The organism is Nocardia sp. NPDC052316, from assembly GCF_044547795.1.
Taxonomy (GTDB): domain Bacteria; phylum Actinomycetota; class Actinomycetes; order Mycobacteriales; family Mycobacteriaceae; genus Nocardia.
Genome location: NZ_JBIUBB010000007.1, coordinates 553,153 through 575,074, shown reverse-complemented (window position 1 = coordinate 575,074; position 21,922 = coordinate 553,153). Strand labels below are relative to the sequence as shown.

The 21,922-nt window shown below is 69.0% G+C and carries 14 protein-coding genes; 2 read left to right on the top strand and 12 right to left on the bottom strand.

The window, feature by feature from the left end; translation table 11 throughout:
* Nucleotides 1–137 precede the first annotated feature (137 nt).
* Complete coding sequence (locus tag ACIHA7_RS34070) at nucleotides 138–905, top strand: ferritin-like domain-containing protein (protein ID WP_397295371.1); 768 nt, start codon at nucleotides 138–140, stop codon at nucleotides 903–905.
* 77 nt (nucleotides 906–982) lie between these two features.
* Nucleotides 983–1,321, top strand: a complete 339-nt coding sequence (locus tag ACIHA7_RS34065) for a hypothetical protein (protein WP_397295369.1) — start codon at nucleotides 983–985, stop codon at nucleotides 1,319–1,321.
* An 18-nt stretch (nucleotides 1,322–1,339) separates the two neighbouring features.
* On the opposite strand, the gene ACIHA7_RS34060 is transcribed toward ACIHA7_RS34065, so the two are convergent.
* The 12 genes from ACIHA7_RS34060 to ACIHA7_RS34005 form a co-directional block, all read right to left on the bottom strand.
* Nucleotides 1,340–2,869: a condensation domain-containing protein gene (locus ACIHA7_RS34060; protein ID WP_397295368.1), complete on the bottom strand. Its 1,530-nt coding sequence runs from the start codon at nucleotides 2,867–2,869 to the stop codon at nucleotides 1,340–1,342.
* Nucleotides 2,870–2,892: 23 nt separating this feature from the next.
* The gene (locus ACIHA7_RS34055) at nucleotides 2,893–4,191 is read right to left on the bottom strand and encodes an acetyl-CoA carboxylase biotin carboxylase subunit family protein (RefSeq protein ID WP_397295367.1); all 1,299 of its coding nucleotides are present in this window, start codon (nucleotides 4,189–4,191) and stop codon (nucleotides 2,893–2,895) included.
* Nucleotides 4,192–4,219: 28 nt separating this feature from the next.
* The gene (locus tag ACIHA7_RS34050; protein ID WP_397295365.1) at nucleotides 4,220–6,031 is read right to left on the bottom strand and encodes an amino acid adenylation domain-containing protein; all 1,812 of its coding nucleotides are present in this window, start codon (nucleotides 6,029–6,031) and stop codon (nucleotides 4,220–4,222) included.
* Between the two features lie 26 nt (nucleotides 6,032–6,057).
* Entirely contained in the window at nucleotides 6,058–6,315 is a 258-nt protein-coding gene (locus tag ACIHA7_RS34045) for an acyl carrier protein (RefSeq protein WP_397295363.1), read from the bottom strand.
* The gene (locus ACIHA7_RS34040) at nucleotides 6,308–8,197 is read right to left on the bottom strand and encodes an HAD-IIIC family phosphatase (RefSeq protein WP_397295362.1); all 1,890 of its coding nucleotides are present in this window, start codon (nucleotides 8,195–8,197) and stop codon (nucleotides 6,308–6,310) included. The genes ACIHA7_RS34045 and ACIHA7_RS34040 overlap by 8 nt, the downstream gene beginning before the upstream one ends.
* Nucleotides 8,198–8,221: 24 nt before the next feature.
* Nucleotides 8,222–9,223, bottom strand: coding sequence for a 3-oxoacyl-ACP synthase III family protein (locus ACIHA7_RS34035; protein ID WP_397295360.1), 1,002 nt, complete (start codon nucleotides 9,221–9,223; stop codon nucleotides 8,222–8,224).
* A gap of 21 nt (nucleotides 9,224–9,244) precedes the next feature.
* Nucleotides 9,245–10,717, bottom strand: a complete 1,473-nt coding sequence (locus ACIHA7_RS34030) for a M28 family peptidase (RefSeq protein WP_397295358.1) — start codon at nucleotides 10,715–10,717, stop codon at nucleotides 9,245–9,247.
* The gene (locus ACIHA7_RS34025; protein WP_397295356.1) at nucleotides 10,714–16,257 is read right to left on the bottom strand and encodes a condensation domain-containing protein; all 5,544 of its coding nucleotides are present in this window, start codon (nucleotides 16,255–16,257) and stop codon (nucleotides 10,714–10,716) included. Before ACIHA7_RS34025 ends, ACIHA7_RS34030 begins: the two co-directional genes overlap by 4 nt.
* Nucleotides 16,254–17,471, bottom strand: a complete 1,218-nt coding sequence (locus ACIHA7_RS34020; protein WP_397295354.1) for an MFS transporter — start codon at nucleotides 17,469–17,471, stop codon at nucleotides 16,254–16,256. The genes ACIHA7_RS34025 and ACIHA7_RS34020 overlap by 4 nt, the downstream gene beginning before the upstream one ends.
* Complete coding sequence (locus tag ACIHA7_RS34015) at nucleotides 17,468–18,241, bottom strand: thioesterase II family protein (protein WP_397295352.1); 774 nt, start codon at nucleotides 18,239–18,241, stop codon at nucleotides 17,468–17,470. Before ACIHA7_RS34015 ends, ACIHA7_RS34020 begins: the two co-directional genes overlap by 4 nt.
* Before the next feature lie 82 nt (nucleotides 18,242–18,323).
* The gene (locus ACIHA7_RS34010; protein ID WP_397295350.1) at nucleotides 18,324–19,553 is read right to left on the bottom strand and encodes a cytochrome P450; all 1,230 of its coding nucleotides are present in this window, start codon (nucleotides 19,551–19,553) and stop codon (nucleotides 18,324–18,326) included.
* A complete protein-coding gene (locus tag ACIHA7_RS34005) occupies nucleotides 19,550–21,322 on the bottom strand; it encodes an amino acid adenylation domain-containing protein (protein ID WP_397295348.1) in 1,773 nt (590 codons plus the stop codon). Before ACIHA7_RS34005 ends, ACIHA7_RS34010 begins: the two co-directional genes overlap by 4 nt.
* Nucleotides 21,323–21,922 lie beyond the last annotated feature (600 nt).

The following is a 21,922-nucleotide window of genomic DNA, read 5'->3' as shown; positions in this document are numbered from 1 at the left end:
CATTGTGCCAGCGGATTCTCTGCACAGGATCTCCACGTTCGACACCGAAGACCTGCACAATCGATGTCTAGGTTGGCCTGCAGGTATCCGGAAGAGCTCGCCGCCGGTGGCGGAGGGTCGAGGCGCATGGAGGTCGTATGCAGGGTGAGTTTTCCCGGTGGGCAACCGAGTTCGAGGCGAAGGTGGTGGCCCGGGCGGCGGCGGGGGAGCCGGACTGGAGCCGGGAAGCGCACCTCGATCCGGCGGTCGCGCGCAGCGTGCAGCGGTTTCAGGTCGGCGAGAGCGGGGATGGGGCGAATCTGATTGCTAAAGCGGAAGCCGCGGGCGACCCGGTGTACACCGCCGCGGTGCGGCTGTTCGTCGCCGAGGAGCGCAACCACGCCCGCATGCTGGAGTTGCTGCTGCGGGCCGGTGGGGCGCAGACCATTCGCGGGCACTGGAGTGACGCGGTGTTCGTCCGGCTGCGGCGGGCGCTGGGTTTGCGGCTGGAGTTGATGGTGCTGATGGTCGCCGAGGTGGTCGCGCTGCGGTACTACCGCGCGTTGCGCGACGGCACCGACGACGCGCTGACCGCCCAGGTCGCCGGGCTGATCCTGAACGACGAACTGCGGCACGTGCCGTTCCACTGCCACCGCCTGCGGCTCGCGTTCGCGACGACCTCGCGTCCGGCCCGGCTCATCCAGGTGCTGCTGTGGTGGCTCGTGCTGATCGGCGCGACCGTGGTGGTGTCCGCCGACCACGGACCCGCGCTGCGCCGATTGGGCGTCACCCGAACCGGTTTCGTCCTCGACGTGATCGGCTTGTTCAAGGGCATCGTGCCGACCGCCGTCGCCGCGGGACCGGTGGCCATTACCAGCAGCGGCGCCGTGGCGCGACGGACGGCGCTGAATTTGTTGAAACATTGATCATGATCGGCGCGAGATGCGCCGTCGCGCAGCGTTTTTGGCGCGCCTGAGCGGTTTGTTCTGGCAAGGTGTCAGATGTGACCGAGTTCAGCGACAGGGGCAAGCTGATGTACCTGGTCGAAATCTCCGAAGCCGACCGCTCGAGCCCGCTGTGGTGGCAGGTGAGCAACGCGGGGGGCGCAGCGCAGGTGGCGGCGGCTCTGGTCGAGATGGCGGTGCGCCTGGAGCTGGAGCTGCCATACCACCCGAGCGAGGTCCGCTGCTGGTACCGCTACGAAGTGCGCTGGCCCGACGGCGGCATCCTCGAAGGCTTCGAGGGCGCCGTCGAGCCGCTGCTCATCCCCGACGACCTGCGCGCACTGGCGCGCTCGGTGATCGCGGTGACCGTGCGCGACCGGCGACGGCTCAGCGAGTAGCGCCCGCGATCGACCGGCCTAGTGTGGGCGGGACAGCTCGTGGATGTCGTGCAGCAGTGCTTTCAGCAGGCGGGCGGGCAGGTCGTCGCCGAAGCGGGCGGTGTCGGCGGTGACGTGCACGCTGAGGCCGTGGCCGCGGCGGTCGTCGAGGAGTTCGACGCGGACGGGCAGGCTGGTGTGGTCGCGCATATCCTCCTCGGCCGCGATCAGGCCCGCGGCGAGCAGTTCGTCGCGCGGATGGAAGCGGACGTAGTTGAACATGACGTGGTACGGGTCGCCGCCGAGTAGCTTGCGTACCTCCGAATGCGGGAAACGGCGGTGGGCCAGGAGCCGATTCTCCGCCTCGAAGGCGCGCCGGGCCGTGGCCTGCCAGTCGCCGTCGCGCAGCTCCAGGCGCAGCGGCAGTTGATTGAGGAACAGGCCGAGGGTGACATCGGAGCCCGCGCGTTCCGGCCGTCCGTTGAGCAACAGTCCGACTACTGGCGCCTCGGTGTTCCAGACCTCGCCCACCGCAGCGCAGTTCGCCGCCAGCAGCAGGCTTTTCAGCGGCAGCCCCCACTGTGCGGACAACTCTTCGAGGCGCCGGGTGTCGGCCTCGGGCACCGTGGCACTTACTTTGCGATGCACCGGAACACCGTGGCCCGGGTCGGGCACCGTGCCGGACAGTTCCCGGAACAGCTCCGCGGAGTCGGTCGCCCGCATGGCTTCACGTTCGAGCCGGATGAACTCCGAGTACGGTACCGGGTCCGGGAATTGGGGCGGTTGCCCGTCGAGCAGGCCCGCGTAGGTGCGCACCAGCTCGTTGCAGAACACCGCCTCGCTCCACCCGTCGAGGATCGCGTGATGGAACGAGTAGGCCAGCGTGAAAGCCCGAGTATCGGTGGTGCTGGCATGCACTCGCACCAACGGCGCGGTCTCCGGATCGAACGGCTGCGCGAGCTCCGCCATGATCTGCTCGTACCGTTGGGTTTTCACCGTTTCGTCTAGTCCGCGATGATCATCGGTGGTCAGCGGGATCGGCGCGGACCGCTGCACCAGCTGCATCGCCTCGCTGAAGGTGGCCAGGTCGAACCGGCTGCGCAGCACCGGATGTCGGGCCGACAGCAGATCGAGGGCCTGCCGCAGCACCGTGGGCTCCAACGGTCGGTGCACGGTGCGCGAGACGACGTCGAGATAGAAAGCGCCGTCGCTGATCAGGCTTTCGTGAATGAGCCCGAGCTGCAGGCGCGCCGCCGGGTACGCCTGGTCGACATCGTCGGGTATCCGCGCCTGGTCCAGCAGTGACAGCAGGTCGTCGGTACCGGCCGCGGCCCGGGCGGCGGAGCTGGCCAGGGCCGCACAGGCGCCGCGCGGCGTCGGATTGCGGAAGAGGTCGAGCAGTGTCAACGCCAGGCCTTGCTCCTGCGCCGCACCCAGCACCTTGAGCGCGAGCAGGGAATCGCCGCCGAGGGAGAAGAAGTCGTCGTCGGGGCCGACGTGGTCGACCCGCAGTACGTCCTGCCAGATGGCGGCGAACACGTCCTCGGGCGCCGCGGTGTTGTCGTTCATCGAGAGATCCTTCCGTTGCGGGGTCACAGCTGCCCCAGTTCGGCTGCGGTGACCGTGCGGGTGTGGGCAGGCGCGTCCGGCGCGGCAGGGAAGTCGAATCGGTAGCGCAGGGTCGACTCGACTTTCGCTGCCAGGACGGCCAATTCGCCGATATCGCGGGCTTCGCCCATCACGATGTCCATCTCGCGGGTCTCCACGCCGCCGGGAAATGGCGTGCCGGGCCTGGCATATGGGCGATGCAGGGTGACGCCGGGCAGTTGTTTGATGTCGTCCACGCCTTCGACGGAGACCAGCGTGGCGGGCAGGCGCGGCGCGGGGTGGAAGAGTTGGAAATAGGCCTGCCCCTGGTAAAGCGCTGGGACACGCACCGATTGGCCGAGTGCGATGCGCCCGGCCAGTTCGATCAGGTCCAGTCCCAGTGCGCGCCTGGCGAGTTCGTTGATGCCGCCGCCGAGCCGCCCGTTGACCTCGATCAGCCGGGGCCCCTGCGGGGTGAGCTTGACCTCGGTGTGGGTGAGTCCCGCGACGACACCGAGCGCCTCGACCGCCCGCCTGGCCAGTGTGCGCACCTGCTCGTCCTCGTCCTGGCGCAGCGGCGATGGCCAGAACCGGCCCGTCTCCCGGAACGGCGGCACCATCGGGAATTTGCCGGTGACGGCCAGATCGTGAATGTGCCCGTGCTGCACCACACTCTCGATCGAGACGTAGTCACCGAACGGGCCACAGTCGCGACCGGCCAGATACTCCTCGAGGACGAGCGTGCCCCCGGCCACCAGACCGGGCCGGTCCTGCGCGAGCAGCGACCGCGTGAGTTCGAGGCCCGCGGTCGCGTCGTCGATGTAGAAAGTGTTCCGGCTGCCGCCGCCGTGCGCGGGTTTGAGCACGGCGGGCAGTCCGGTCGCGGCGACGGCGGCGGCCCAGTCGGACTCGGCCTCGATCCGGTGACAGCGCACCGCGTCGACGCCGGCCGCACGCAGCGCCGCGCGCTGCTGCCACTTGTCGGTCAGTACCGCGAGGGTCCGTCGATCATGGAACGGCAGCCCGAGCTCATGCGCCAGTTCGACCGCCAGACCGAGACCGCGCTCGGTGTAGGTGACCACGCCGCCGGGTCGGTGCGCGCGCACCGCGTCGGCGACGAGGGCGGCCGACTCCGCCCACAGCACCGAACCGAGTTGGCACAGCAGAGGTTCCATCGTGCGGGTGTGCTCGTTCGGTTCCAGCACGAAGACACAGTTGGCCCACCCCGCCAGTCCGACGGCGATATCGCCGGGATGCGCGGCGCCGTCGTCGTAGACGACAACGAGGGTCGGACGTTCGCTCATGCGAACCAGCCTTTCCGCCTGCGCCGATTCACAGCTCGACCACGGTGACGGACCGGCCGGGTATCGGCGCCGGGGCTACCGGTCCGTCCAGCGCGGAGGCCAGCTCGGCGATCGAGGCGTGCGCGTAGATCTGGGCGATGACCAGCGCCGGATAGTGTCGCCGCAGCCGCGCGAACACCGTCAGCGCTTTGAAGGAGTCCCCGCCGATCTCCATGAACCGCTCGTCCCGACCGATCGCGGACCGGCCGAGCACTTCGCGCCAAATCCCCGCTACCAGTTCTTCGGTCGGGGTGCGCGGCGGATCGGTCGCGCGGCTCGGGGCGGGCTCGCTGTCGGCGAGCGCGCGCAGAGCGGCGAAGTCGGCCTTGCCATTCGGGGTGACCGGAATATGCGGCACCGGCACGATCCGGCTCGGCACCAGCGCGGAGGGCAGCCGCTCGCGCAGCCACCGGGTCAGCTCCGCCGGTTCCGCGGTTCCCACGACGTAGGCCACCAGCTCGAGCGGTTGGTCCTGGTGTGCGCGCTCGCCGGTGACCACCGCCTGCCGCACACCGGGCGAAACAAGCAGTGCGGCTTCGACTTCCCCCGGCTCGACCCGATTGCCGCGGATCTTGATCTGCCGGTCGGCCCGGCCCAGATAGTCGAGCGAGCCGTCGGGCGCGCGGATCACCAGGTCGTCGGTGCAGTAGAACCGATCCTCGGAGGCGTCGAGCCGCACGAACTTGGCCTCGGTGCGCACGGTGTCGCCGAGGTATCCCAGTGCCACACATTCCCCGCCGAGATACAGCGTGCCCGGTGCGCCGTCCGGTACCGGGGCCAGATCGTCGTCGAGTACCACGGCGCGCACACCGCTGAGCGCGGTGCCGACCGGCACCCGTGGTCGATGCGCGTCCGCGGCGCTCACCCGGTGCATGGTCGCCAGGATGGTGGCCTCGGACGGGCCGTAACCGTTGTACACCTCCAGATTCGGCCTGGCGCGCAGGATCGCGGCGGCCAGTCGCGGCGGAAAGGCCTCACCCGCGACCACGAGCAGGCGTTGCGGTAGCAGCGCGGCCAGCTCGCCCTCGGCGGCCAGCGCTTCGAGCTGCGACGGTGTGTAGGTGAGGCAGTCGGCGGGGTGCGCCGCCAGATCCGCCGCCAGCGCAACCGGATCGAGCGTTGTTTCCCGCGAATACACGTCGAGCCGGGCGCCGGACAGCAGCGCCCCGTACACCGACACCTTGCCGAGGTCGGCGGCGAAGGTCGTGGTGAGCCCGAAACTGTCGATGGGCACGGCACTTACCCGCTCCCAGAAGGCCGCGCAGTAATTGAGCAAGGCGCGATGGGAGACCTGAACGGCCTTCGGGGTACCGGTCGACCCGGACGTGCAGACCAGATAGGCGACGTCGTCGCGGTGCAGTCCGGCGGCGAGGTCGACGGGCGGCCCCGCGTCCGCGTCGACGAGCACGTGCACAGGCAGGCCGGTCGCCGCGAGCCTCGATCGGTTGCGCGCGTCCGTGAGTACGGCTCGGGCACCGGTGGTTTCGAGCAGCGAGCGCAGCCGTTGCTCCGGATCGGCCGCCTCTAGGTGGACGTACGCGGCACCGACCGACCAGGCCCCGAGCACCCCGGCCAGGCAGCGAACCGATCGATCCATCAGTGTGGCAACAACATCGCCGCGGCCTATGCCCTGGCCGCGCAGCCAGGCGGCCACCGCGCCCGCGCTGTAGGCGAGTTCGCGGTAGGAGAGTTGAATGTCGCCCTGCCGCAAGGCTGGACGATCGGGTAGTTCGGTGGCGAGATACGTGAAGGTGTGTGCCGCGGTCGGGCACTGTCGCAGCGTCGCGGACAGGGTCGACATGGAGAACTCGATTCGATCGGGGTCAGTCAGCGGAGACGGGGCAGGGCCGCCGGGCGGGCGGTGGCGATCAGGTCGGCCAGCGCCGCGACGGTCGGGGTCTGGAAGTAGGTCTTGAGATCGAGGCGGATCGCGAAGCGGTCTTCCAGGGCGGTGAACAGCCGCAGCGCGGTGTGGCTTGTCCAGTTGTCCAGCTCGTCGAACCGGCGCTCCGCGGTGATCTGCTCGGGCGGCAGATCGGTGATCGCGGAGATCAGCTGCGCGAGTGTGGTGGTCGTATCAGACATGGGGTTTCGTCCATTCGTCGGTGTGGACCGTGATCCACGCGGGGGACAGGGCCGGACGCGGGTCGAGCGGGAGGATCCGGCGGGTACCGCCGTCGGCGGCGGGTTCGCGGTCGGCCGCGACGAAACCGGCGTCGGCGAGGAACTTCTCGGCCGGTCCGTTGCGGCCGCTGCCGCGGAAGGCCGCTTCGAGCCGCAGCACACCGGTCGAGACGGCCTCGTCGATCACCGTCTGCAGCACCGCGAACTCGATACCGCGCGCGAAGACCCGGCAGCTCATCACGGCGTTCTCGATGAGCCAGTGGTCGGTGTGCTTGGCGATCCACAACGCGCCCACCATGCCCTCGCGGCCGAACCGGTCGCTGACCTCGAATCCGAGCACGGCGTGCGCGGCGGAGTCGGCCATCCGGCGCGTCTGCTGCGCCGAATGCGACCGGCCGATGAGATTGAACTGATTGGTGCGCCCGCCGAGCTGCACGATGCGCGGCAGCAGGTACTCGTCGGCCCGGCGGACGGTCACCTCGATGCCGAGATCGGCCAGGTAGCCGTCGAGTGCGTTTCGGTTGGTCGTCCACTCCTGCCTGCGCACCCTGGCTCGATACAGTTCGGTGCGCTCGCGGTCGGTGTCGGTCGTGGTGAGCACCGTGAAGTGGTCGCCGGACAGCAGCGCGCCGAGGTGCCCGGCGGGGTCGCCCGCCAGCGGTACGACGGTGACCTGCGGCAGCGCGCGACCGATGAGCTCGCATTCGAACGCGGAGTCGTCGGCGAAGACCAGGCTGTCGAGCCCGAGATTCAGCGCGGCCGCGATCGCCGCCAGACTGCCGTCCTTGGACTCCCAGTTCGCCTTGACGGCGACGAAATCCTCGGTGCGGACCAGCATCTCGGGGTGCTCGGTGAGCACCTGCGTCACCAGGGCCGGATCGTTCTTGCTGGCGACCGCGAGCAGCACACCCTGATCGCGCAGCGCCAGCACCGCCCGCTGCAACTCGAGGTAGGCATTGCCCGGATATAGCGACCCGAGCTCGATGTTCTCCGGCCCGTCGTCGCCGAGCACGCCGCCCCACAGGGTGTTGTCCAGATCCAGCACCAGGCACTTCTTGGCGCGACCGGTCAGTGCCCGGGCATACCCGGCGACCTGCCCGGCGTAGAGCTGCTCGACCGCGGGTGACCAGGCCATACTGCCGAAGCGGTACAGCCGATCGTCGCGCAACGCGACGGCGGCGTCGGTGAGCAGCAGCTCCAGGTCCACCACGTCGACGTTGTCGATGCGATCGGCGAATTCGAGTAGCCCACTGTTGAGTTCGCGCCAGGCCCGGCCGAGTCGCGCCCGCGACCGGTAGGCGTTCACGGTCCGCCACCGGACCTGCGGCAGCGGCACGGTGTGCACGAGCACCGTGCCCGCGCTACGGGCCGCGAAGGCAGACAGCGCCGCGCCGAACCGGTCGAGTCGCTGCGCGAGCAGGTCGCGCACGGTGTCGAGATCCGCGAGCTCGGCGTCGCGGGGGAGGAACAGCTCCTCGTGCATGGGGCACACCGTGAGATCGGGCGCGAATCGCGCCACGGCGGACTCCGGATCGCTCAGCTGTAAGAGCAGTTGATCGGGTGGGGTCAGGTGGAACTCGGGGTCGATGCCCGCTGCGAGCAGCGAGATACGCAGCAGCGGAACCAGATTGTCGGCGGTGAAGGAACCGGCAACGGCCACCCGCAGCGGGTGCGGTGTGCTGCCGGGCCTGCGCACCAGCGCGGTATCGATGCGCGCGAGCAGCCTGCCCGCCTCGCGGGCGGTGCCGATATCGGGGGTGTGCGCCAGCGCGGCAGGCAGTGCCGGATCGGGCTCGGCGCCCGGCTCGGTGAGCCGCCGGACGCGGTCGAGTAGGTCGTCCACGACCCTCCTCACTTTCGTAGTCGGTCAGATGCGGAGCAGGGTGGCGGCCCAATGCATGCCGGTGCCCATGCTCAGCAGGGCGACGAGGTCGCCTGCGACGAGTTCGCCGGTGGCCAGCAGCCGCTCCAGGCTCAGTAGTTGATCGGCCGGACCGAAATGCCCGTGGTCGCAGGCGATCTCGGCATTGGTGCGATCCACCGGCACGCCCAGCGCCTTGGCCAGATCGGCGAAGGCGCCGGCATTGTCGTGCAGATACAGCACCCGCTCGAGCTCGCCGAGCGTGACTTGCGCACTCGCGCAGGCGCGTTCGACGACCTCGCGGTTGCGGGCGTGCAGTTGCTCGACGAAGGCGAGTGCGGCGCGGCCGTCCCCGTCGAAGAAGGTGTCCATGCGGTCGATCAGTCCGGCGATGGCGGGCCGCTCGGCGCCAGGGGCGAACGGGCGAGCGGCGCCGCCGACCTCCATCCGCATGAAGTCCGCGTAGCGGCCGTCGGTGACGACCTCGGTCGCCAGCCACCGGCACGACGGGTGGTCGCGGCGCAGGACCGCGGCCGCCGCACCGTCGGAACTCAGCGAGGTGCCCGTTTCGACACGGTCCCAATAGGTTTCACATATTCGGTTGGCCGCGACGACCAGCGCGGTCCGGTATCGGGGGTGGGTGGCGAATTTTCCGGCGACGATGTCGAACGCCGCGACGCCGCCACCGCAGGCCTGACTCAACAGGATCGCCTCCGCCTGCCGGGTGTCGAGGCGGCCCGCGACGGCGGCGGCGGGGTCCCAGTACAGGTATTCGGCGATATCGGTGATCGCCAGCACCACCAGATCGACCTCGCCTGCCTCGACTCCGGCGCGCCGCAGCGCGGCCGCCCCGGCGCGCACGGCCAGGTCGGTCAGGCCGACCTCCTCGGGTGCGCGGTGCAGGCGGCGATAGCCCCACTGCCGCACCTGCTGGTTATCGCCGGCCAGTTCGTCGATGGTGACGGGTGCGCCCAGGGCGTACCCGATCGCCATGATGCCCAATGACATTCGTCGTCCCTTCGGTGCCGGCTAGCGCACGCCGTTGACGTCCTCGGTGGTGACGGCGAACCGGCCTGCCGACCACGCCATCGCGCGACCGAACTGGTCGAAGCTGGTGCGATTGATATTGGCGAGGTTGTCGCAACCTTGGTGGTAGCAGCGGTCGAGCATCTGACCCTCGATACCGCCGAACAGCCGCACCCACTCCGCCGATTTGAGGGTGTCCGAGCCGCCGTTGACGCCGCCCGCGGGAATGCCCGCCGCGATGAACGGGGCGTGGTCGGAGCGCCCGTCCAGGACCAGTCCGACGGTCGGCAGGTTCTTTCCGGCGAAGTACCCGTTGAGCAGCGTGGAGATCTGTTCGGAGCCGGCCGGTGCCGGGCCGTTCGCGGTCTTGCCGTTGTACACCTGGCGTGCGAAGTTGTCCGAGCCGATCATCTCGGCGTTCAGATAGAGGGCAGTGTTCTCGCGCTGTTCGGGCGTGAGCTGATCGATGTAGAACTGCGCACCCGCCAGCCCTTTCTCCTCGGCCGCCCACCAGGCGAAGCGCACCTTGTTGCGGATCTGATCGCGGTAGGGGGCCAGGCGCAGCGCGGTCTCCAGCGTCATCACGGCGGAGGTGCCGTTGTCGTTGACGCCGGGGCCGGTGTCGACCGAGTCCAGGTGTGCCCCCATGACGATCATGTTGTCGGCGCGGCCGGTAGGGGTGTCGGCGATCAGGTTGTAGGTGTTGGTGAGAATCTCGTTGCCGCGCAGGTCGAGGGTGACCTGTACCGGTCCCGCGGCGATATCGGCCTGCAACTGCTCGGCTTCGCCCCGCGGCAACGTCGCGGTCGGGATGCGGGCGTCGGCGGGCGGCACCATGCGGTAGCGCAGATTGAGGGTCGGGTCCGGTGAGTCGCCGTTCATCAGCATGGCGGCGGCGCCGACCTCGGCGGCGACCAACTGCTTCTGGGTGATGAAACAGTCGCCCACCCGGACCAGCACGATTTTGCCGCGCACGTCGCTGTTCGCGTAGTCGGCGGTGGTGCAGCCGGTGTCCTTGCCCGTAGGCAGGCTCACCGCGGCGTTGAGGCCCCCGTCGGGGGTGGATCGGGAGAACCGGGCGATCACCGGGTGCAGCGGGCGGGCCTGCGGGGCGGTCACCGAGCCGGTCTCGGCGCGAATGTCGTAGTCGGGGAAGCTGAACTGCTGCCGCGTCACCTGATAACCGGCGGCGGTGAGTGCCGCGGTGAAGTACTGCGCCGTGGCCTCGTAGCCGGGGGAGCCCGATACCCGGTGTCCGCCGAAGGCGGTGGTGAGGTTCGCGAGTGCGGCGAGGTGTGGCCACGCGCCGTCGCCGGTTACCTCCGTGGCGAGACGGTCGGCCAGGGCATCGGCACCGGTGTCCGCGGTGGCCGCCCCGGTGTGTCCGGCCAGAACGGCCGCCGCTGCCAGTAACACCGCACCGGTCAGCGCGAACGGCTTGCGCCGCTGGGGAAGTCGGCGGGACAGTTGTTTCATCTGGCAACTCCTGTGTGCTGGTTACTCGGTGAGAGGGGCGCGGCCAAGGCCGCGCCGAATGCGTCCGCGAGCGCGAGAATCCGCTCGGGGGTGAACAATTCGCCGCTGTAGCGCCACTGCACCCGGACCCGGTCGCCGACGAGCCTCGGATAGACCTCGATCGCGCAGGGTCTCGGCATGTCGGCGGGCCGGTCGCGGCCGACGAGTTCGTTGTCGGCACCCGTCAGTGCACCGTCCCCGGCGTCGGACAGAAAAGCTGGTGTGCCCCAGAAGGAGAACAGCACATCGGGTGTCCGAATTCGGTCCAGTGCGGTGCGCACGGCGGCGTCGGGGTGGAACCTGCGCAGAGGCTCGAAGTCGAAACCGCGACCGGGTACCGATCGCAGCTGCGCCGCGACGAACGCGGCATGGTCGGCCGTGGTGCGCCGACCGGGCAGGCCGAGGGCGAAGGGATAGGTCGTGTTGAAGAAGCCGACGGTGCGGCCGAGGTCGAGGTCGTCGAAGAGGTCCTCGCGGCCGTGGCCGACCAACTGGACCGCGATCTCTCCGCCGCGCACGTCCAGCCATCGCTGCATCGCGACGCCGAGCGCGGCCAGCAGTTGTTCAGCGCGGCCGAGGCCGGAAACCAGGGCGGGAGCGGGGAATTCGGTGATCAGCTCACCGGTGTTGCCTTCGATACCGAACGAGTCGGCGGTCACCGGGCGCAATTGCCTGCCGTCGCCCCAGGAGCGGTCCAGCCAGTAGGTGGCATCCAGGGTGTCCGGGCGGGTGCGGACCAGGTCGGCGAGTCGGCGCGCCCACTCGAAGTAGCTCGCACTAGGGGCGGGCAGTTCGGCGGTGCTCGCTCCGGCGAGGAGGGTCGAAAGGTCCTCGGTCAGTATGTTCCATGAGTAGAGGTCGACCATCGTGTGATGAATCACCAGCACCAGCTGGTCCTCGTGTCCTGCCGGGGTGTGGAACATGCCCGCTCGGCAGACCGGGCCGTCGGACAGGCTCAGTGTGCTGTGCAGTTCGGTCGCCGCATGGTGGATCCGGCGCGCCAGATCGGTGGGATCGGCTGTGGTGAGGTCGAATTCGGTGATGGTCGGGGGTGCTCCGGCGGTCAGTAGTTGCCACCTGCCTGCGACCGAGCGTAGTTGGGCGTGTAGTGCTGGGTGTCGGTCCGCGAGGTCTTGCACTGCGCGCTCGACGGTCGCGGTGTCGATGCCGCGGCGCACTGTGTAGCGCACACCGTGGTTCCAGTAGTCCGGGTTCGGCACGCCACGGCTGAGGAACTCGAGCTGCGGTGGGGTCGGGTCGACGGTGGTGTGCGCCTCCGGCTCGGCTGGCACCGGTGCGGTTGTGCTGGAGACGGTTTCGCGTTCGGGAACGGTCTCGGCAACGGCGGCGACCGTCCTGAGTTCGAGAATAGCCTTGGGCCGCAGGGCGATTCCGTTGGTGCGCGCCTCGGCGGCGATGGCGATGGCGGAGATCGAATCCCCGCCTAGATCGAAGAAGTCGTCCGCCGTCCCGACTCGTGCGCGTCCGAGGTAGCGCGACCATAGTGCGCAGAGCTGTTCTTGTAGAACGCTATTCGGCGCAATATGTGCAGCGACCGTCGAGGTGTCGGCGCTAGGCAGTGATGGCAAACGTTGTGCTACCGGTGCGATACCGATCGACATCGTGTGCACCGGCGTGGCCGGATCCAGTGCCGCCAGTCGGTCCAGCAGTGTGTGGTACGAGTCGAACCAGGCGTGGATCGTGTCGGCACGGAACATCGTCGGGTCGTACTGCACCCGGCAGCGCAGCTGGCTGCCGTACTCCAGCACGGTGACCGCGATGGGGAAGGCCGCGCCGCCCTGCCCGACATCGAGCAGCTCGACCGCCGGGCCCTCGGGGCCGAGCTGCCGCAACGGTTCGACGCCGCTGGTGACGGTGAACATGGTGGCCGCAAGCGGGTCCGCGGAGTTGGGGCGCGCTATGCGGCGGAGCCGATCGGTGGGCAGGTCCTGGTGGTCGAGCGCTTGCAGCGAGGCGGTGCGTACCGCGGTGAGCAAGGCGGTGATCGACTGGTCGGGCCGCACCGTCGTCCGCACGACGAGAGTGGTGGCGTAGTTACCCACCACCGGCTCATCGACCGGCTTGCGCCCGGCTGCGGGAACCGCCACGCAGACGTCCTGCTCGCCGGTGAGCTGGCGGATTAGCGTCACCCAAGCCGTCAGGAGCACCGTGTGCAGGGTGCAGCGTTCGCGGCGGGCGAGGTCGCGCAGTCGGGCGGCGCGGTCGCTGTCGATGGGCAGCGCCGCTTCTCTTGTGCCGTCACCGGTTTCGCCTGCCCGCCGATCGATCGGCAGCGGTACGTAGCGTGCGCCGGACAGATAGTGCGACCAGAAGGTGGTGAGTTCGGTTCCGGCCGGACCGTCCAGTAGTGCGCACTGATCGCTGACGTAATCGAGATAGCGGCGCTCCGGTACGGGCAGTGTGCTCGGCTCGCCGCTCAACTCGGCGAACAGCAGGCCCCATGACCAGCCGTCGACGAACAGATGATGAAAAGTGAGGAGCAGGATCTGTTGGTCGCCGTCTCGGAACTGGGCTCGCACCAGTTGATATCGGCCCGGCGGACCCTCGGGCGGCAGCGGCTCGGCGACCAGCTTTCGTAGTCGGTCCAGCAGTTCTTCCCGGCCCTCGGCAGCGGTGTGAGCGGTCAGCTCGAGCACCGTCTCAATGAGCGCAACGCGGGTTTCGTCCGCAGGGGCGACTACCTGGCGGGGGCCGGTGGAGGAGTTGACGATCCGGGCGCGCAGCATCGGATGCCGTGCCACGACGGCCTGTAGCCGCGCGGTGAGCGCTTCGGTGTCGACCACTCCGTCGAGTAGTAGGGCGGCCGGCACGTTGTAGGCGCCGGTGTCGGGTTCGAGCTGATCGGCGGCCCAGATCGCCAGCTGCTGTCCGGACAGTGGTCCGTCGTCGGGCGGCGGAACGTTTTCGCTGAGCGGAATGCTGGGTGCCGGGACCGTCGTGGGCTCGTCATCCGTTGGGGCGGAGGCGGTCTCACCCACCAGTTCTGCGACGGCGGCTGCGGTACCGGCCAGATCCGGGTAGTCGTAGAGGTCGAGCACACCGAGATCTGTGCCGAACCGTTCGTTGATCCGCGCCACCAGCTGTGCCCCGTTGAGCGAGGTGCCGCCGATGTCGAAGAAGTCATCTGACGGAACGACTTCCGGCTCCTTGAGGACCTCCCTGGCCAGCGCGAGCACGATGTCCGCGACGGATTCAGTCGGGGCGGAGTTCGGTGGCGTCGGCGCGCCGGCGGTCGGTGTCGCCGATGCGTCGGAGGCTGCGACCATCGACGGGGCGGTGGTGGTCGCAGCGACCGATGGCGCAGTGGCCGCGCCGATCGGTGCGCCCGCGGTGGCGGCGCGCGCCTCCGCCACGGTCGGCCAGCAATGGACTTCGGCCAGCGGTGCGACCGGAAGCTCGAGCCGCCTGCGCGGCGGTCGGCCCAGCACGCGGCGCCAATCTATCTGGTGCCCTGCGAGATACAGCTGACAGAGCGCGTGCGCCGGAGTCGACTCGACCGTAGCGGCAGGGTCGGCGGCCAGCAATACCGACAGCGCGCTACCCGGCGCGAGATCGACGATCACCGGCTCGGTCACACCGGCCAAGACGGTGCGCAGCGTCTCGGCGTTCGGTGGCGTCGATGCGCCGAGGTCGGATGCCAGTGCAGCGGAAAGGGTTTCGTCCCCGTGCAGCACCCGCGCCGCCGTCGCACCGATACCATGGGACAGCAGCAGGTCAGCCGTGAGCCCGGCGTCGACGAGGACTTGATGCGCACCGAGCAGCCAGACGAGCCCACGCTGCGCAGGTGTCCAATTCACCGCTGCCACATGGTGTTCGGCCTCGGCGACGACTCCGGCGACGCCGGGAAAAGCGTTGGCTGCGGTCAGCAGGTCCTCGGCCGCCACGTTATCCACATCGCCGAGTGCCAGGACCACCGGAGCCGGATCAGGTGGGGCCGAGCGGTCTTCGGGCGGCGCGGCCAAGCTGTCCGTGAGCCGGTCGAGCAGTTCCTTGGCGTCGTGCACCACCCAGGCGTGCCGGTGCGCGAAATGTTCGCGGCCGACCGACAACACCTCTGCGGCGGCGGCCAGGTCGAAGCCTGCCGGATCCGCCACCACTTGATCGTGCAGATGTTGCACCTGAGCGCGGAGGCCGGCGCTGTCGCGTGCCGACAGCACGACGACCTGCGCTCCGGGTGCCGCGACGGTCGTGTCGGGCAATGGGTCCGGCGCCGCGACGATGACATGTGCGTTGGTACCGCTCAGCCCGAAACTGCTGAGGGCGGCGTAGCGCGGGCCTGCCGACGGCCACGGCTCACGCCGATCGGCGAGGCGCAATGGCGCGGAGGTCATGTCCAGCAAGGGATTCGGCTGCTCCAGATGCGCCGTCGGAAAGATCTCCTCGGCCCGGAACTGTGCGATGATCCGGACCAGCCCCGCGAACCCGGCCATACACCCGAGGTGGCCGACGTTCGCCTTGACCGAGGAGACCGCGGGGCCGGGTCCCTCGATCCCGGCGTACGCGTCGATGAGCCCCTGGATCTCGATCGGATCACCGATCTTCGTGCCCGTGCCGTGCGCTTCGACGTAACCGAGTGCGCCGGGGGCGATCCCGGCATCGCGCAGTGCGGCGGTGACGACCTCGGTCTGCGCCTGCGGGCTCGGCGCGGTGAGTCCCGCACCGCGCCGCGCGTCCTGATTGACCGCGCTACCGCGCAGCACCGCGTACACGGTATCCCCGTCGCGCAGCGCGGCGTCGAGCCGTTTGAGCAGGACGAACCCGCCGCCCTCGCCGTAGGTGGTGCCGTCGGCGCCCGCGTCGAACGGTCGGCACCGATCCGCCGCGGACAGCACGCCCATGCCGTCGCTGCCGTGCTGCGGGAGTGCGCCGAGCACCAGTTCATACCCGCCGACCAGCGCCGAATCGCATTCGCCCCGCGCGAGTTTCCAGCGAGCCTCGTGCAGTGCGACCAGGAACGACGAGCACGCGGTGTCCACCACCTGTGCCGCGCCGCGCAGATCCAGGTGATAGGCGATCCGCCCGGCGGCGTAGGCGTGCAGGCTGCCGGTGGTGGCCGGACCGAGGCGGCGGTCCGCGGCGGGCAGCAGATCGGACAGGCTCGGCTGCGGACCGCCGTAGCCGCCGACCACCACCGCGGTATTCGTGCCTGCCAGCTCGGCCTGCGCGTACCCCGCGTGCCCGATGGCGCGGCAGGCCAGCTGCAGCATGCGCCGCTGCCTCGGGTCGATCAGCTCGGCCTCGGCCTTGGACAGGCCGAAGTAGCGGTAGTCGAAGCCGGTGATGTCGTCGAGCCAGCCGCCGTCGCGGTCGGTCGCCGATCGGGTCACGCCGGTGGCCTCGGCCCGCGCCGCCGGGAAGCGGCGCATGGCGTCGCGACCGTGCCGCAGCAGCGCGGTCAGCGACTCCCAGTCGGCGCAGCCGGGTAGCTCGAAGGCGACGCCGATCACGGCGACCGCCGGGGTGTCCTCGCCGGTTCTCATAGCCGTGTCACCTCTTTCTCAGTGGTCATCGCCCGGACGTCGGGCAGCGCGATAATCGCCAGGTTCACCACCGCGACCAGGACAGCCATGGTCAGCAGGGGTACGGCGTTGCCGGTCACCGCGGCGATCGGGGCGGCGACGGCCATGCCGAGCGGGCGGGCGGCGAAGGAGAGCAGCGCGTCGTAGGAATCGGCTCGGGCCAGGGCCTCCGGCGGGAACTGCTGCTGCATCGTGGTCTGCCACAGCGTGTTCAGCAGGCCGACGCCGAGCATGGCGGCACCGTAGGTGAGCGCGTCGACCCAGGTCGGCGCCAGCGCCGCGAAACTGATCATCGGCAGGGCGAACAGCGCGCCGCACGCCGACGTCACCACCAGCGGACGCCGCACCCGCAGGCGTGGCGCGACCAGCGCGCCGATCACCAGCCCGGCCATCCCTGCCTGATAGATCAGCACCCAGGACAGCTCGCCGCCCAGTGAATGCACGGCGATCAGCGGGCCGAGCGTCATGAGCACGCCCGCAGTGAGGTTCGAGACGCCGTGCCCGATCAGGTTGGACCAGAACCACGGACGGCTGCGCACCTCGAGCCAGCCGTCGGCGAGCTGGCGGAAGAAGGTCACCGGATGCTCGACCGCCGGGCGCGGCGCGATGCGGAGCCTGCCGAGCGTGCACGCGGCCACCACGAACAGCGCGGCGGTGACGACGAATGTCCAACCGGGACCGACGGTTACCGCGAGCACGCCGGCCACGCCGGGCCCGGCGACCAGGGTGACGCCGCGCACCACGCCGAGGTAACCGTTGGCGCGCAACCGATGTTCCTGCGGAACCGTCGCGATGACCAGCGGCGACATCGTCGGGGTACCGAAGGCGACGCCGATGCCGGTGATCGCCGAGAGAATCACCAGGTCGGCGATTCGGACTATCCCGCACAGCAATTCGATCCCGATGACGAGTTGCGCGAGCCCGCGGGTCATGTCCGCGGCGAACGCCACCTTCTGCGGCGCGAACCGGTCGGCGAGCACCCCGCCGATCGGCAGCAGCACCAACTGGGGCGCCAACTCGGCGGCGAGCACGATGCCGAGGTCGCCGGCCCGGCCGGTGGCGTCGAGCACCGCGAGAGTGAGCGCCATCGGCACCAGCGCGGTGGCTAGGAACGACAGCGTGCGCCCGAGCAGCAACCGACCGAAGCCGGGCACCTGCGCCGTGATCGTCCTCATTCGCCCGCCCCGCGCTGCTGCGCGAACGGCTCGGAAAGGTGCGCTAGCAACGGGTCCGGTGCATGGAGGAAGTCGTAGTGGCCACCCGGGACCACGGGGAACCGGACATCGGCGCTGTAGTGCTGCCAACCGCGCAGCTCGTCCGGGGTGACCTCGGGGTCGTCTGACCAGTGCAGCACGGTGATGGGGAACGGAACCTCGACGGGCGCGGGGCGGCGATAGACCCGATTGGCCGCCAGATCCTCGCGCAGAATGGCCAAGCCGAGCTCGATCAACTGTGGCTGCACCTGTCCGCCGCGGGTGATGGTGAGAAACTCCAGTTCCGCGCGCAGTTCGTCATCGGACATGTCCAGGAAGCGATCGTGCGGGCAGTCGTGCGGTGCGACCTGGGCGGAGACGAACAGTCGCCGCGGTATCGGCAGCCCGCGCTCGGCGAGTAGCCGCGCGGTTTCGAAGGCGGGCAACGCACCGGCGCAATGCCCGAAGAAGGCGAACGGCCGATCCAGGTGCGGCAGTAGCGCTTCCGCCAGCACCTCGGCCAGCTGCGCGTAGGTGCCGTAATGGCCTTCGCGCAGCCGGTTCTCCCGCCCGGGTAGCTGGATGGAGCAGATCTCGATGCCACCGATGCGCCGAGGCCACTGGTTGAACATGGATCCGCCGACTCCCGAGTACGGGAAGCAGAAGATTCGCGCGGACGCGTCCTGGTCGGGTAGGCGGAGCAGCCAGCGGGTCATGGGTGCGGCATCGTGGAGGGTGGTCTCGGACGTCACAGAGTTACATCCCTTCGTGGTGGCACGGGCTTCGTTGTGGCGCTGGTTTTCGTTGTGACACTGGGTGTTCGGCCGGACCGGTTCATCTGGTCCGGATCAGGAAATGCGTCATACCGGCGATGAAAACCGACGCCAGGTGTTGCGGTGGCGCCATCGGCTCGATAGTGGTGAACCGTCCCGCCATTTCTTCGAACAGCACCCGGAAGGTCAACCGGGCCAACGGTGCGCCGAGACAATAATGCGGTCCGTGGCCGAACGCGATGTGCCGATTGTCCGTGCGGGTGATGTCGAACCGGTACGGCTCGGCGAAGACCGACTCGTCCCGGTTGGCCGAGCCGATCCAGACCGCGACCGCCTCACCCGCCTCGACAAGGCCGCCGCTCAGCTCGATGTCGGCGCTCGCATACCGCAGGAAGCTGTTGGCGGGTGAGGTCCAGCGCAGCCCCTCCTCGACCAGACGGGGAACCAGTGTTGGGTCGGAACGCACAGCGTGCCACTGATCTTCGTGTTCGGCGAGCGCGAGCACGGTGCCGCTGACGGTGTGCGGGGTGGTGGCGTTGGCGCCGAGCAGCAGGCTGTAGCAGTTGTAGACGACCTCGTCGTCGGCGAGCGGCGCGCCGCCGGCCTGCATGCTCATCAGATGCCCGATGAGGTCGGCGCGCGGCTGGTCGCCGCGGTGGCGTTTGACCAGCGCGCCGAAATAGTCGAACAGCTGATGATGGGCGATGGCCAGCGTGGCCGACCCGCTGCGGACTCGGAACTCGGAATCCTCGGGTGCGGCGGCCATGGCCGTCCACCGCACCAGATCGTCCCAGTCGGCCTCCGGAATGCCCAGCAGCGCACCGGCCACCGTCATCGGCAGCTCATAAGCCTGCTGTGCGATATCCCAGCTGCCGCCGTCGCGTGCCGGTGCCAGAAACCGTTGTACCGCAGCGCGAATGGCGTCCTGCCACGCGGCAACCGTGCGCACCGAGAGCTGTGGCTGGATCGGGCGGCGCAGCTCGGAATGCCTTGGGGGATCGGTGGATACGAGCATCTTGCCCGCCGAGATGTCGCCGTGCCCGAGCTGGGTGAGCACGCTGCCGCGTTCGGAGGTGAAGGCTCGATGGTCGCCGAGCACCCGGCAGGCATCCGCATGCCGGGTGACCGAGCGGAAAGACCGTCCGTCGGGCAGTATCTGGCGGTGCAACGGGGCGTCGGCGCGCATGGCCGCCCAGACCGGATGCGGGTCGCCGGTGGCGAAGAAGTGTGGGTCGAAGAGATCGATCCGGTCCAGATCGGTGGTCGCGCGGATGTCGGAGCTGATCTTCACGCGCTCCGCCGTCCCTGCTCGACGGCGGCGGCCAGCCCGGCCGGGGTGGGGTCCAGGTAGAAGGTGACCGGCGAGACGGTCACGTCGTACTCGCGCTCGAGGTCGGCGGTGATCCGCACGCCGAGCAGCGAATGCCCGCCGAGCTCGAAGAAGTCGTCGTCGGCGCCGATGCCCGTGATGCCGAAATAGTCGGTCCACAAGGTGGTTACGGCCGTCTCCAGCGCGGTGGACGGCTCGCGATAGGCGCTGGTCAGTCGGGGGCGCTCGGTCGGCTCGGCGGCGGCGAGTGCCCGCCGATCGATCTTGCCGTTGGCGGTCAGCGGCAGGGCGTCGACGATCCGGATCAGCGTGGGTACCGCGTACGAGGGCAGCGTCTCGGCGAGTGCGCGGCGGACGTCGAGGGTGGACAGTTCGGCGTCGGGTCGGCCGACGAGCCAGGCGGCCAAGCGTTTTCCGCCGCCGCGCTGGTCTTGCGGGACGACCGCCAGGGTCGCGACGCCGGGCAGGGCCGCGATCGCGGCTTCTACCTCACCGATCTCGATGCGGAACCCGCGTATCTTCACCTGGTGGTCGATCCGGCCCAGGTATTCCAAGGCCCCACTCGGTTGCCTCCGTACGAGATCGCCTGTGCGATACATACGTTCGCCCGGTGTGCGGGCGGCCGGATCGGCGACGAAGGTCGCGGCGGTCAGCCCTGGCTCGCCCCAATAGCCGTGTGCCAGACCGTTTCCCGTCGTGTACAGCTCACCGGTAGCGGCGTCCGGCACCGCAGCGAGCCGGGCGTCGAGTACGCGCACGCCGGTGCCGCGGATCGGCCGGCCGATCGGCACCGGCCCGGTCGGTGCGCCCGTGACGGCGTGGCAGCACGTGAAAGTCGTGTTCTCCGTTGGCCCGTAGCCGTTGATCACCGTGGTGTCGGCGAGTGTGGTCACCGCCCGGTGGACATGGGCGGGGGACAGCACGTCGCCGCCGGCGAGCAGATAGCGCAGGCTGCGCAGTTCGTCCAGGCCACCCTCGGTGACCTGCTGGAACAGCCCTGCGGTCAACCAGAGCACGGTCACCCGATGGTGACCGACGAGTTTGGTCAGCTCGCTGAGCGAGAGTTCGGTGTCGGGTGCGAGGACCAGTTGCGCGCCATTGAGCAGCGCTCCCCAGATTTCCAGGGTCGAGGCGTCGAAGGCGATCGGCGCGAACTGCAGAAAGACGTCATCCGGTGTGATGGACAGGAAGTCGGTGTCGACCACCAGCCGCGATACCGCACGATGCGGCACGCACACGCCCTTGGGCGTGCCGGTGGAGCCCGAGGTGTAGGCCAGATAGGCCGGATGTAGATCGGTGATGGTGGCCGGTCTGGGCGCCTGACCGGCGCGGTCCGTGTCCAGCGACACCGCGCGACAGTTCGCGGGCAGCCGCGGTGCTGAATCCTCGTGTACCAAGACGATTCGCACGGCCGATCGGCGCAGTACGAGCTCGTGGCGCTGCCTCGGCGCGCGTTCGTCGAGCGCGAGGTATCCGGCGCCGGTTTTCAGGATGGCGAGCAGGCCGACCATGGTGGTGGTCCGGCGGCGGGCATGCACTGCCACGATGTCGCCCGGGCGTACGCCGCAGTCCTGCAGATACCGGGCCAGACCGTCGGATCTACGGTCGAGTTCGGCATAGGTGAGTTGTCCACCGTCGCCGAGCACAGCCACCCGATGAGGGTGCTGTTTTGCCAGCAGCGTAAATCGTTCGCCGATGACCGACGGGCATGCCAGAGTGTATTCGTCCACAATCAGCCTCACGGTCGCGGGGGTTACCCGAGACTTTCGTACAGAGAGATCTCACCGGGTCTTGAATTCGGTAATCCACCCGGTGCTGGATATTTGCGGAAAGTGTGATCGCGGATGATGATCGCGGCTTTCCTGGAAATGCGCGACGGGCGGCCTCGACTGCTCGAGGACGACGTCAGCGCTGGGTGGGGTCGGCATCGTCGCTGGTAACGCGAGCCAGCCCGCCGGGTTACGGTTCGGACGGCCGTAATCGTGAAAGCGCGTGAATGCGCAAAGCGGAAATGGTGGACATATCATGACCCCCTATGAGCATGTAGCTTTCCCCTAGTTCCGGCTGGAATCATTAGAATCGATCCCATGAATTTGCGACAGCAGATCGATCTGTGACCTGTGTCACAGACCCCCATTCGGGGGTAATCTGTTCCGCCACTGCCGATTTCGAACTACGCCCCTTATAAGAGTTCGCATATCTATTACAAGCCCACAGTTCTTGGGGGAGGTAATGATAATTGCTCCGTGATCTGATCCAGGTCCACGGTCCATCATCTAGTACACGGCACCGGTCGTCCGCCGGAGCGGGCCGAACAATCCGTGGTGACG

Bases quoted from the DNA above. Each gene is read 5' to 3' on its own strand.
- ACIHA7_RS34070 (WP_397295371.1), top strand. From the start codon at position 138: ATGCAGGGTGAGTTTTCCCGGTGGGCAACCGAGTTCGAGGCGAAGGTG.
- ACIHA7_RS34060 (WP_397295368.1), bottom strand. From the start codon at position 2,869: ATGAACGACAACACCGCGGCGCCCGAGGACGTGTTCGCCGCCATCTGG.
- ACIHA7_RS34055 (WP_397295367.1), bottom strand. From the start codon at position 4,191: ATGAGCGAACGTCCGACCCTCGTTGTCGTCTACGACGACGGCGCCGCG.
- ACIHA7_RS34050 (WP_397295365.1), bottom strand. From the start codon at position 6,031: ATGTCGACCCTGTCCGCGACGCTGCGACAGTGCCCGACCGCGGCACAC.
- ACIHA7_RS34045 (WP_397295363.1), bottom strand. From the start codon at position 6,315: ATGTCTGATACGACCACCACACTCGCGCAGCTGATCTCCGCGATCACC.
- ACIHA7_RS34035 (WP_397295360.1), bottom strand. From the start codon at position 9,223: ATGTCATTGGGCATCATGGCGATCGGGTACGCCCTGGGCGCACCCGTC.
- ACIHA7_RS34030 (WP_397295358.1), bottom strand. From the start codon at position 10,717: ATGAAACAACTGTCCCGCCGACTTCCCCAGCGGCGCAAGCCGTTCGCG.
- ACIHA7_RS34025 (WP_397295356.1), bottom strand. From the start codon at position 16,257: ATGAGAACCGGCGAGGACACCCCGGCGGTCGCCGTGATCGGCGTCGCC.
- ACIHA7_RS34020 (WP_397295354.1), bottom strand. From the start codon at position 17,471: ATGAGGACGATCACGGCGCAGGTGCCCGGCTTCGGTCGGTTGCTGCTC.